Source organism: Pseudochrobactrum sp. Wa41.01b-1, assembly GCF_019464455.1.
Classification (GTDB): Bacteria; Pseudomonadota; Alphaproteobacteria; order Rhizobiales; family Rhizobiaceae; genus Pseudochrobactrum; species Pseudochrobactrum saccharolyticum.
This window is the reverse complement of record NZ_CP080493.1, coordinates 136,971-147,823: the sequence shown is the minus strand read 5'-3', so window position 1 is coordinate 147,823 and position 10,853 is coordinate 136,971. Positions and strand designations below refer to the sequence as shown.

Genomic DNA, 10,853 nt, shown 5'->3' with positions numbered 1-10,853 from the left:
CATCTTGCGCTTATACGGCAAAGACAGGCATAATTCTTACAATCATTCATAAAGAACAAGAACAGGAACACGGATGAGCTTTTATGACAGTCTCTTCAGCGCCTTTGTCACACTGCTCGTAACCATTGATCCGCCTGGGCTTGCACCGCTGTTTCTCGCCGTTACCACCGGCATGGATCGCCGCGAACGGGCACAGGTTGCCAAACGCGCCAGCATCATCGCCTTTATCATCCTCGCGCTCTTTGCCGTTGCCGGCGCGCAAATTCTGATGCTGTTCGGCATCACGCTCGGCGCGTTCCGCGTTGCCGGTGGTCTTTTGCTGTTCTGGATCGCATTTGAAATGATCTTTGAACGCCGTCAGGAACGCCATGAGAAAAGCGCGACGGTCGCCATCACCAAAGACCATATCCGCAATGTTGCCGCCTTCCCGCTGGCCATTCCGCTGATTGCCGGCCCGGGCGCCATCTCCGCCACAGTCCTTCTCGGCGGTACATTTCCGACCATTGGCAGCAGACTTGCTTTGCTCGGCATTCTGCTTGCCTGTATCGTGCTTTCCTACATCGTATTTCTGCTTGCAGAGCGTGTGGATCGTTTCTTGGGGGAAACAGGCCGCTCCATCCTCACCCGTCTGCTCGGCGTTATCCTTGCGGCTCTGGCTGTGCAATTTGTGGCGGATGGTATCCGCTCGCTGATTGTAGGAAGCTAAATAAAAAAGCCCGCGTCAAACGCGGGCTTTTCTTTTTGAGAGAATAAATCTCAGAATGGAATGTCATCATCCAAATCATGACTGAAACCGCCGGACTGCTGCTGCGGGCTGGAACGACCGAAATCATTGCCGCCGCCGCTGCTGCCATAGTCACCGCCGCGCGATGAACCGCCGCTGCCGCTGCCTTCAAAACGGCCGCCGCCACCGCCTTCGCCACGGCTGTCGAGCATCTGCAACTCACCACGGAATTTCTGCAACACGATTTCAGTTGTGTAGCGTTCATTGCCGTTCTGGTCTGTCCATTTGCGGGTCTGCAACTGACCTTCAATGTAAACCTTGGCGCCTTTTTTCAGATACTGTTCTGCAACTTTGGCCAGATTTTCGTTGAAGATTACAACGCTGTGCCATTCGGTCTTGTCCTTACGCTCACCGGACTGGCGGTCGCGCCAGCTTTCCGATGTTGCGATACGCAGGTTTGCAACCGGCTCACCGGAGTTCAGACGGCGGATTTCAGGATCCGCTCCGAGATTACCGACGAGAATAACTTTATTGACTGAGCCTGCCATAGACCTGCACTCCAGATTTTTTTCTTACAGTTTGCGTGACAATACATAAGGCAGCTCCCCGAAGAAAGGGAAAGATAGCTTATCCAAAACAAAAAAGCCGCCGCGGAAATCCGCAGCGGCTCTGATTTCACAGCGGATAATTCCGCCATACTCACGATTAACGGGAGTAATATTCAACAACCAGATTTGGTTCCATCTGAACGGCGTATGGAACGTCGGACAGGCCTGGAACGCGGCTGTATGTTGCAGTCAGCTTGCCGTGGTCAACAACGATGTAGTCAGGAACATCGCGTTCTGCGAGCTGAACAGCTTCCAGAACGATAACCAGCTGCTTGGACTTTTCGCGAACTTCAACAACGTCACCAGCCTTCAGGCGGTAGGACTGAATGTTAACGCGACGACCGTTTACGTTTACGTGACCGTGGTTGATGAACTGACGGGCAGCAAAAATGGTCGGTACGAATTTGGCGCGGTATACAACTGCGTCCAGACGGCTTTCCAGCAGACCGATCAGGTTTTCACCGGTATCGCCTTTACGACGAGCAGCTTCTTCGTAAGTTTTACGGAACTGCTTTTCGGAGATATCGCCGTAGAAGCCTTTCAGCTTCTGCTTTGCGCGCAGCTGAATACCGAAGTCGGACAGCTTGCCCTTACGGCGCTGACCGTGCTGACCCGGGCCGTATTCACGACGGTTTACAGGGGATTTAGGACGGCCCCAGATGTTTTCGCCAAGACGACGATCAATTTTATATTTGGAAGATTCGCGCTTACTCATCGCATTTCCCTTTAAAAGTTATACCGGCGCGGCAGCTTGTCTGCCTCGCTCGAAGGAAACGCGCCCTCCTCTGCCTTCTTGTTGTGAAGACTGACAGAATATTGCGACAGCGAATGTGGCAATTATTCACGGGACACGTCAACAGATACGGGGAATCTGTAAAGACGCCCTGAAATCCTGAGCGGCTTTTAAGGAGTGAAAGCCTGTCTTGTCAAGGCCTGCGGCGCAGACAGCGGATTGTTTCCGTATCTTGATCCGAAACCGGCCACTTATGTTTCGGAACACATGCCGGTTTCTTGCGTTGCAACATTGCCATTCTTTGAATCTTGCCTCAACTTAAATATCCGGCATTCCAAGAACAGAGATCGGCATGATAAAATTTATAATACGCATATATCCTGATGTAATCGCTGTTCTGTGCGGCCTTCTCATTATCCCGTGGATACTCGGCGTTCCCGGGCGGCCGACACCGGCTCAATTATCAGGCTGGAACATCGGGTTTTTCGCCATATGCGCCTATCTGCTACTCTATCAAACTATAAAATCCGTGAGAAATTTTGAGTTTTATAAAAAGAAGATTTCAATTCACCGGCCTGTTTCAAATATTCTCATTGGCGCTGCCTTATTCATTCCTGCGGTGATGGTGACGTCATTTCTTTTGCTTATTTACTCTTAACAACCCACATCAATGGAAATGATTTTGAAGTGAGAAACAGAGACTTCTCGATGCATATTACTGCAAAATGATATAGAAGGCAGCTTTTAACCCTCATTTGCACTAAAATAGATCATAGTTTTCAGCGATATTTTAAGAACCAATATTAATCAGATCATCACGATCAACAGGTATATTACATTCAATCAATAACCGGCAGGATTTGCTATGTTAACTCTTCCTTTTAAAGCCTCTGTTGTAATAATTTCTCTTATCGGTTCATCCTCCCTTGTTCAGGCGGAAGCTGTGCCAAAACAGAGCTCTGACTTTAAAGCCAATTACAATCTGGCCATCAATGACAGCAAGGCAAAGCCGGAAACTGCTTTATGCTCTGCAACAGTGCATGATCTGACCAAAAACAAGAAATATAAATATGACCGCTTCGGCTTTACGCAAGCCGATTATGATGCTGCGCAACTGAACCGCAACAACGGCAATGTAACCGTCAGGCTCAGCGGCGAAGCCCGTCAGCGCAACGGCAGTGCTGCATGGGATGCAATTACAGTCGACTGCAGTGTCAGTAAAAACAAAGTCCGCTCTGTATCCGTTACCGTGAAAAAATAACACGATAAGAAAGGAAGGCGCATTGTCAGAGCGGTTTGCATTCAAACCGGATCACGGCGCTCGTTCTATCTCTTTGTTTTTACGCGTATCTTATCCAAAAACCGGTTCTCAGTTTTCGGGATACGCTCTGACAATGCGCCTTTGATTTATTGTTGCGCATCGAAACGCGCCCGCTCCTCACGCATGGTATGGCGGTTGTCGACCGCCCATTGCCCCAGATTGTCAATCGGCTTTGCCAGCGACAGCCCCAATGCAGTCAGCGAATATTCCACCTCCGGCGGTGAAGTCGGACGTACAGTGCGCAACACCAAACCGTCACGCTCCAGCGAGCGTAAAGTTACTGTGAGCATACGCTGCGAAATACCCTCGATCAGACGGCGCAGTGCATTGAAGCGGATTGTACCCTGCTGAAGATTGAGAATAACCAGCAGACTCCATGTATCCCCCACCCGATCCAGCACTTCGCGGATCGGACATGTACCGTTCTCATCCGCTGTAAATCCTGCGGTATCAGCCAGAATCGGCGAGGTATTATTTCCATCATCATGCTGTGGCTCTGCTGAATTTTTCTTCAGCGCGGCATTCATCTGAGAGGTCATTACCTTCTCCTTCATTGCACGCGACCGTAAAATTGAACGGTAAAGCGCGCATTTGCAGGTGGTTACTTTGAAGTGACTTGCTGACTTTAAAGTGCATTCTTCACAGTCACTTCAAATCATATTACATAGTTACTTATCGTAACCTAATTAAAAATAATTCTTATCAATCTTATAATATGAGGTAAGTCCTATGTCAAAAATCGCAATCATCGGTGCCAGCGGCTATGTCGGTACAGCCTTGCTTAATGAAGCCGTGAAACGCGGCCATCAGGTGAGCGCCCTTGTACGCCATCCGGAAAAAATTGCTGCCAATGCCAATGTCACTGCTGTCAAAGCCGATGTTCTCGACACAGACGGACTGGCTGCCCTTTTAAAAGGCCATGATCTGGTAATCTCCGCCTATAATCCGGGCTGGCAGGAAGCCGACATCCGCAATATTCACATCAAAGGCAGCAAATCTATCACTGAAGCTGTGAAAAAAGCCGGTATCAAGCGCCTGATCGCGGTTGGAGGCGCAGGCAGCCTTGAAATCAACGGCGCTCAGCTGGTGGATTCCCCTGAATTTCCGGCGGAATATAAAGAAGGCGCGCTGGGTGCCCGTCAGGCACTCAATGATCTGAAAACTGAGAATGAACTGGACTGGTCATTTGTTTCACCAGCTATTCTGTTGGTACCGGGTGAAGCCACCGGCACATTCCGCTTGGGCACAGATTCTCCGGTTTTTGACGATAAGGGCGAAAGCAAAATCACTGTCGGCGATCTGGCAGTAGCCATTCTTGATGAAGCGAAACAGGGCAAATATATCCGCCAGCGCTTCACCGCAGCATATTAAAACATAGAATAAAAAGGCCTGTAGTCACTGCACGCCTTTTTCACATCAACTTGCTATCAAACCTAATCGTTTCGCCTGCGGTGAATTCTTTTCATCCCCACGCAAGGTCAGCACCGACACGCCTGTTGCGGTCACTGCAACCGTATGCTCGAACTGAGCCGAGAGTAACCCGTCCTTTGTGGTGACAGTCCACTCATCCGCTTCGGTCTTCACATTGCGCCGCCCCTGATTGAGCATTGGCTCAATGGTGAAAACCATTCCTTGTTGCAGAAACAGGCCGGTTCTGGGTTTACCGAAATTGAGAATTTGCGGCTCCTCATGCATTTCACGGCCGATACCGTGACCGCAATAATCATGCACAACCGAATAGCCGTTGCGCTTGGCATGATGTTCAATCGCCCAGCCGATATCGCCGATCCGCGCACCCGGTCGCACAGCCGCAATCCCCATCCACATTGCTTCATACGCAGTGCGCACCAGTCTTTTAGCGGCAGCATTCACCTCGCCAACACAATAGGTTTTGCTGGAATCCGCGATATAGCCGTTCTTTTCCAGTGTAATGTCAAAATTGACAATATCACCGCTTTTCAGCACATCCGTTTGTGACGGCACACCGTGACAAACCACATGATTGATTGAAGAGTTCAGCACAAAACCATAGCCATACTGGCCTTTACTCGCCGGACGGGATTGTAAATCCTCAATGATAAAGCGCTCGACTTTGTCGTTGATCTCAAGCGTTGAGACACCTTCAAGCGGCGTTTTATCCAGCATATCAAAGACAGAGGCCAGCAAACGCCCTGCTTCTGCCATCAGCGCCAGTTCCTGAGGTTGCTTAATCATGCTTCACTCACACTCAGCGAAGACACAGCAACACCGGCAGCATTCAACTCACGGCGCATAATTTCTGAAAAACTGAGCGTCGGATTGGTTTCGCATAACATGCCGATTTTAATCCAGAAGGCAGCCTGCGCATTAATAGAGCGGCAGGTCACCTTGCTCGCAAGACGCAACTGCTCATGCAGCTCGTCTTCAATATTCACAATACCCATAAGGCCTCACATATGCTTCATATACATACTATATACGAAACATATATTGAGTCTCAAGGCGAATAATAGTCAGCGATCAGCTGATGAGTTCCACATCCACCACACCGCTGATCGCCTTCATCGCGCTGGCTATCTGCGGGCTGATGCGGTAGCGATCCGGCAAAGCAACCTCCACCTCGCGCTGACCATTATCTTTAATCACGATAAAGCTGACCTCACCGTCACCACGGGTTTTGAAATAAGGCACGATCTGATCGAGCGCATCGCTGTTGCGCAGAAACAGACGCAGCGCCTTTTGCAGGCGGCTGGCTTCATCTTCCAGTGACACAACTGTAGCAATGCGCAGGCTCACGCCTTCCGGCCGGTTTTCAGCAGAAACGGTAATCACCACCGAGCGACCGGGTTCCAGCAGGTCGCGGAACTGCTGAAGCGCCTCTGAGAACAGCACCGATTCAAACTGACCGGTGGCATCGGAAAAAGCGATGATGCCCATTTTATTGCCGGTCTTGGTCTTGCGCTCCTGCTTGCTGATAACTGTTCCGGCAAGACGACCGTTGGTTGCGCCTTTCTTCACCGCATTGGAAAAGTCAGCCCAGCTCTGAACGCGCATTTTCTGCAGTGCTTCATTATAATCATCCAGCGGATGCGCGGAGAGATAGAAGCCTGCGGCCTGCAATTCGCGATGCAGTTTCTCTGATGATGTCCAAGGGGTTACCACCGGCAATTGCAGCTTTTCTTTTGGCACCAGACCGGTACCGAAAATATCAGACTGCCCGCTATTGGCGTTCTCCTGCGTGCGCTGGGTATAGGCCATCAGGCTGTCCATACCAGAACTCAGAGCTGAACGGTCAACACCGAAACAATCCAGCGCACCGGCATTAATCAGGCTTTCAAACACACGGCGGTTGACCATACGCGGATCAACGCGCTCGCAGAAATCTTCAAGGCTTTCAAACGGCTTTTCTTTCCGCTTTTCAACAATATGCTCAACGGCAGCATCACCAACGCCTTTGATCGCGGCCAGCGAATAGAAAATCTTACTTTCGCCGACTTCAAACGGACGGTAGGATGTCATGACCGATGGCAGCACCACCTCAATACCAAGACGCAAGGCATCACGGCGGAAATCATTGAGCTTTTCCGTGTTGTTCATATCATAGGTCATGGATGCGGCGAGAAACTCTGCCGGATAATGCGCCTTCAGATAGGCAGTATGATAAGAAACAATCGCATAGGCCGCCGCGTGAGATTTGTTGAAACCATAGTCAGCAAATTTAGCGAGCAGATCGAAAATCGTATTGGCCTGCGCCTTGCCGACACCGCCTTCAATCGCACCATCAACGAAACGGACGCGCTGCTTGTCCATTTCCTCGCGGATTTTCTTACCCATCGCACGGCGCAGCAAATCCGCTTCACCAAGCGAATAGCCGGAAAGCTCCTGCGCGATCTGCATCACCTGCTCCTGATAAACGATAACGCCCTGCGTTTCCTTCACCAAATGGTCGATTTTCGGGTGAATAGAGGCAATCTCCTCCTCACCATGCTTACGCGCATTATAGGTCGGAATATTCTCCATCGGGCCCGGACGATAGAGCGCCACAAGCGCAATAATATCCTCGATACGGTCAGGCTTCATCCCGATGAGTGCTTTACGCATACCCACAGATTCCACCTGAAACACGCCGACCGTCTCACCACGCGACAGCATTTCATAGGTCAGCTGATCATCAAACGGCAGTGTTTGCAGATCGATATCGACACCTTTACGGGCAATCAGCTTCACGGCTGTATTGAGTACCGTCAGCGTTTTCAGACCAAGAAAGTCGAACTTTACCAGACCGGCCTGCTCAACCCATTTCATATTGAACTGAGTGACCGGCATGTCCGAGCGCGGATCGCGATACATCGGCACCAGTTCCGACAATGGTCGGTCACCGATAACAATACCCGCCGCGTGGGTGGAGGCGTGGCGATAAAGTCCTTCAAGCTTCAGCGACATATCGAGAAGACGACCGACAACCGGCTCCTTCTCACGCTCCTCATTAATGCGCGGCTCTTCATTAATAGCCTGTCCAAGCGATACCGGATTGGCAGGGTTTGACGGCACAAGCTTACACAGCCTGTCCACCTGCCCGTAAGGCATTTGCAACACACGGCCAACATCGCGCAACACCGCACGCGCCTGCAACGTACCGAAAGTGATAATCTGCGCTACCTGATCGCGACCATATTTGGCTTGCACATAGCGGATCACCTCTTCGCGGCGATCCTGACAGAAATCGATATCAAAGTCCGGCATCGATACACGATCCGGATTAAGAAAGCGCTCAAACAGCAGAGAGAAACGCAGCGGATCAACGTCCGTAATGGTCAGCGCATAAGCAACCAGCGAGCCCGCACCGGAACCACGCCCCGGCCCCACCGGAATATCCTGTTGTTTCGCCCATTTGATAAAGTCCGAAACGATCAGGAAGTAGCCCGGAAACTTCATGCGGACGATAATGCCGATTTCATAATCCAGCCGCTTGAGATAGTCCTCGTGAGTATGGCCTTCAGCAAGGCCAAACAGTTTCAACCGCTCTTCAAGACCTTCACGCGCCTGACGCGCCATTTCGTCCGCTTCTGCCTGCAAAGCGGCTTCCGGATCATCGGATTCACCGGTAAAGCGTGGCAAAATCGGCGCGCGCGTTTGCGTGTACCAATGGCACCGGCGTGCAATCTCGACGGTATTTTCCAGAGCCTCCGGTAAATCGGCAAACAATGCCGCCATTTCGCTCTGGGATTTCAGATAATGATCCGGTGTCAAGCGGCGGCGATCATCTGATGCAATGACCTGACCATCTGCAATAGCCAGCAAAGCATCATGCGCTTCATAATCTCCGCTCTGCTTAAAGAATGCCTCATTGGTTGCAACCAATGGCAGCTCATATTCATAGGCCAGATCAACCAGTTTGGATTCAAGCACGCGGTCATAACCGCGCTGGCGGTGCAGTTCGACATAAAGGCGATCGCCAAAGATGTTTCTTAAAAATTCGAGGCGGCTGCGCGCACGTTCTTCCCGTTCATTGCTGAGCGGTTTGCCAATCGGCCCCTCTGCTCCGCCGGTCAGAAAAATCACATCTTCTGACAAATCCGGCAGCCAGTCGGCACGGATATGCACCGGATCACCGGCTTCTGTTTCCAGATAGGAGCGGCTGACCAGCCGCACCATATTGGCATAGCCTTCCTCACTGGAAGCCAGCAGTACCACCGGTGACAAGTCCAGCGCATCGCGGCGGTTAATCGCACGGCCTTCCGGCTGATGGTCGCCAAAGGCAATATCAACAACACAGCCGATAATCGGCTGTACACCGTCTTTCGACGCTTTCTGCGCAAATTCCAATGCGCCGAAGAGATTATTCGTGTCTGTTACGGCAATTGCAGGCGCATTATCATCCTTGGCATGGCCGATAATTTTGCCGATTTGCAATGCCCCTTCCAGCAATGAATAAGCCGAGTGCGTGCGCAAATGAATAAATACCGGCGCACCGGCAGGTAATTCAGAAGCAGCTACGGCAGAAACATCAGAAGGCAAAGGCATATACTCCGTCATTGCAATCATCGCCTGCCCGTTTGTGCAGTGATGTATCGCAGTACAAAGCCTTACATAGAAACTGCATTTCCAAAATAACAGTTCTGTAAGACGGGAAAATCAAACCGGATAATGAACTGAAGCCTGTCAGACTCCGCACATTCATCGGATCCTTTTTCCCGCAATGCCGTCATGATGTCCAGATGCATAAGCACATTCCGGCAATCATTACACATTCTATATCTCTAGCTGGCTATATCTTCAGCCAGCTACATCTTTACACAGAGCGTGCCGCGTTTAATTGTATCCGCTCTGCTCGCTCTATCTTCTTGTTTTACGCATGTCGCATAGGAAAACCAGTGCCCACTTTTCCGCGACATGCTCTGGTTAAATCAGGCTTTGTGCAGCCTCAGAACGCTGCCAGCCACATAGCAAAAGTTGCTACAAACAAACCGATGGAAATAAATGACATAACATCACGAACCAGATCAGACATGATATGAACTCCATTTGTTCTTGTATGTATGCATTTTGTTCCATTATTGTTCCGCAGTCAACCCCTCTTTGTTCACGTAAAAACATCTATAGTTAGTGAAATATGAACCGCTGATTTACCGCCTGGTTATGTAAGCAGCGCCTGTTTTATTTTTGATTGTAGTTTCAGCTATTTAAGCCGCAGCTCTTTTTTCCGTATCTACAGAACAAATAAAAATGCCGCATGCATATTTCAGCATACGGCATTCAATAATTCAGCTTGTCTTGCAATCAGGCGGCAGGTTTTCTCAAATCGAGATCAACGATCTTGCCGTCTTTCAGTGTAACGCAACGATCCATCCGTCGCGCCAGATCATGATTATGCGTTGCGATCAGCGCAGACAGGCCGGACTGACGCACCAGCGCCTCCAGTGCCTGAAACACATAAGACGATGTTGACGGGTCGAGATTGCCTGTCGGTTCATCCGCGAACAGTACCAGCGGCGCATTGGCAACTGCACGGGCAATGGCCACACGTTGCTGCTCACCACCGGACAACTCCGACGGGCGGTGCGAAGAGCGGGGCCCGATACGCATATAATCCAGCAAGTTCTGCGCACGCTGTGATGCAACTTTGGATGACAGGCCACGCAACATTTGCGGCACCATCACATTTTCAAGCGCGGTAAATTCCGGTAGCAGATGATGGAACTGATAGACAAAGCCCAGATCATTGCGGCGCATGGCTGTACGTTCATCATCATCCAGCTGAGCGCAAGAAGTTTTGCCCAGGATTACATCACCGGAATCCGGCTTTTCCAGCAGTCCTGCCGTATGCAGCAGGGTGGATTTACCGGCACCGGATGGTGCAACCAGCGCCACCATTTCACCGCGCATCAGCGTGAAATTCGCATCTTTAAGAATAGTCAGCTCACGGTCTGCTTCATGATAGCTGCGGCAGACATTTTTCAGCTGGAGGATCGGCTCTCCGGACATAGC

10 protein-coding genes are annotated in these 10,853 nt (G+C 50.6%); 3 read left to right on the top strand and 7 right to left on the bottom strand.

What is annotated here, in order from left to right:
* Positions 1 to 73 precede the first annotated feature (73 nt).
* A complete protein-coding gene (locus tag K1X45_RS00755) occupies positions 74 to 706 on the top strand; it encodes a MarC family protein (RefSeq protein ID WP_075655538.1) in 633 nt (210 codons plus the stop codon).
* A 50-nt stretch (positions 707 to 756) separates the two neighbouring features.
* Here K1X45_RS00755 and K1X45_RS00750 read toward each other — a convergent pair whose 3' ends face one another.
* Together K1X45_RS00750 and rpsD are read right to left on the bottom strand one after the other, a co-directional pair.
* Positions 757 to 1,272 carry a single-stranded DNA-binding protein gene (locus K1X45_RS00750; RefSeq protein WP_220159506.1) on the bottom strand — a complete coding sequence of 172 codons (516 nt, stop codon included), beginning with the start codon at positions 1,270 to 1,272 and terminating at the stop codon, positions 757 to 759.
* 157 nt (positions 1,273 to 1,429) lie between these two features.
* Positions 1,430 to 2,047: a 30S ribosomal protein S4 gene (gene rpsD, locus K1X45_RS00745; protein ID WP_220159505.1), complete on the bottom strand. Its 618-nt coding sequence runs from the start codon at positions 2,045 to 2,047 to the stop codon at positions 1,430 to 1,432.
* An 883-nt stretch (positions 2,048 to 2,930) separates the two neighbouring features.
* Here rpsD and K1X45_RS00740 point away from each other — a divergent pair.
* Positions 2,931 to 3,326, top strand: coding sequence for a BspC domain-containing protein (locus K1X45_RS00740; RefSeq protein WP_220159504.1), 396 nt, complete (start codon positions 2,931 to 2,933; stop codon positions 3,324 to 3,326).
* Positions 3,327 to 3,472: 146 nt separating this feature from the next.
* Here the strand turns inward: K1X45_RS00740 and K1X45_RS00735 are convergent, their stop codons facing one another.
* Positions 3,473 to 3,925, bottom strand: a complete 453-nt coding sequence (locus K1X45_RS00735; protein ID WP_370627051.1) for a winged helix-turn-helix transcriptional regulator — start codon at positions 3,923 to 3,925, stop codon at positions 3,473 to 3,475.
* A gap of 190 nt (positions 3,926 to 4,115) precedes the next feature.
* On the opposite strand from K1X45_RS00735, the gene K1X45_RS00730 reads away from it, so the two are divergent.
* Positions 4,116 to 4,757: an NAD(P)-dependent oxidoreductase gene (locus K1X45_RS00730; RefSeq protein WP_220159503.1), complete on the top strand. Its 642-nt coding sequence runs from the start codon at positions 4,116 to 4,118 to the stop codon at positions 4,755 to 4,757.
* A gap of 45 nt (positions 4,758 to 4,802) precedes the next feature.
* Here K1X45_RS00730 and map read toward each other — a convergent pair whose 3' ends face one another.
* The 4 genes from map to K1X45_RS00710 form a co-directional block, all read right to left on the bottom strand.
* Positions 4,803 to 5,600 carry a type I methionyl aminopeptidase gene (gene map, locus K1X45_RS00725; protein WP_220159502.1) on the bottom strand — a complete coding sequence of 266 codons (798 nt, stop codon included), beginning with the start codon at positions 5,598 to 5,600 and terminating at the stop codon, positions 4,803 to 4,805.
* Positions 5,597 to 5,809, bottom strand: a complete 213-nt coding sequence (locus K1X45_RS00720; RefSeq protein WP_113942878.1) for a ParD-like family protein — start codon at positions 5,807 to 5,809, stop codon at positions 5,597 to 5,599. Before K1X45_RS00720 ends, map begins: the two co-directional genes overlap by 4 nt.
* A gap of 76 nt (positions 5,810 to 5,885) precedes the next feature.
* Positions 5,886 to 9,389 carry a DNA polymerase III subunit alpha gene (gene dnaE / locus K1X45_RS00715; RefSeq protein ID WP_220159501.1) on the bottom strand — a complete coding sequence of 1,168 codons (3,504 nt, stop codon included), beginning with the start codon at positions 9,387 to 9,389 and terminating at the stop codon, positions 5,886 to 5,888.
* Between the two features lie 756 nt (positions 9,390 to 10,145).
* Positions 10,146 to 10,850 carry an ABC transporter ATP-binding protein gene (locus K1X45_RS00710; protein WP_075655849.1) on the bottom strand — a complete coding sequence of 235 codons (705 nt, stop codon included), beginning with the start codon at positions 10,848 to 10,850 and terminating at the stop codon, positions 10,146 to 10,148.
* Between the last annotated feature and the right edge of the window lie 3 nt (positions 10,851 to 10,853).

Excerpts from the sequence above, each read along its gene's own strand:
- K1X45_RS00755 (WP_075655538.1), top strand. The coding sequence starts at position 74 with ATGAGCTTTTATGACAGTCTCTTCAGCGCCTTTGTCACACTGCTCGTA.
- K1X45_RS00750 (WP_220159506.1), bottom strand. The coding sequence starts at position 1,272 with ATGGCAGGCTCAGTCAATAAAGTTATTCTCGTCGGTAATCTCGGAGCG.
- rpsD (WP_220159505.1), bottom strand. The coding sequence starts at position 2,047 with ATGAGTAAGCGCGAATCTTCCAAATATAAAATTGATCGTCGTCTTGGC.
- K1X45_RS00740 (WP_220159504.1), top strand. The coding sequence starts at position 2,931 with ATGTTAACTCTTCCTTTTAAAGCCTCTGTTGTAATAATTTCTCTTATC.
- K1X45_RS00735 (WP_370627051.1), bottom strand. The coding sequence starts at position 3,925 with ATGACCTCTCAGATGAATGCCGCGCTGAAGAAAAATTCAGCAGAGCCA.
- K1X45_RS00730 (WP_220159503.1), top strand. The coding sequence starts at position 4,116 with ATGTCAAAAATCGCAATCATCGGTGCCAGCGGCTATGTCGGTACAGCC.
- map (WP_220159502.1), bottom strand. The coding sequence starts at position 5,600 with ATGATTAAGCAACCTCAGGAACTGGCGCTGATGGCAGAAGCAGGGCGT.
- K1X45_RS00720 (WP_113942878.1), bottom strand. The coding sequence starts at position 5,809 with ATGGGTATTGTGAATATTGAAGACGAGCTGCATGAGCAGTTGCGTCTT.
- dnaE (WP_220159501.1), bottom strand. The coding sequence starts at position 9,389 with ATGCCTTTGCCTTCTGATGTTTCTGCCGTAGCTGCTTCTGAATTACCT.
- K1X45_RS00710 (WP_075655849.1), bottom strand. The coding sequence starts at position 10,850 with ATGTCCGGAGAGCCGATCCTCCAGCTGAAAAATGTCTGCCGCAGCTAT.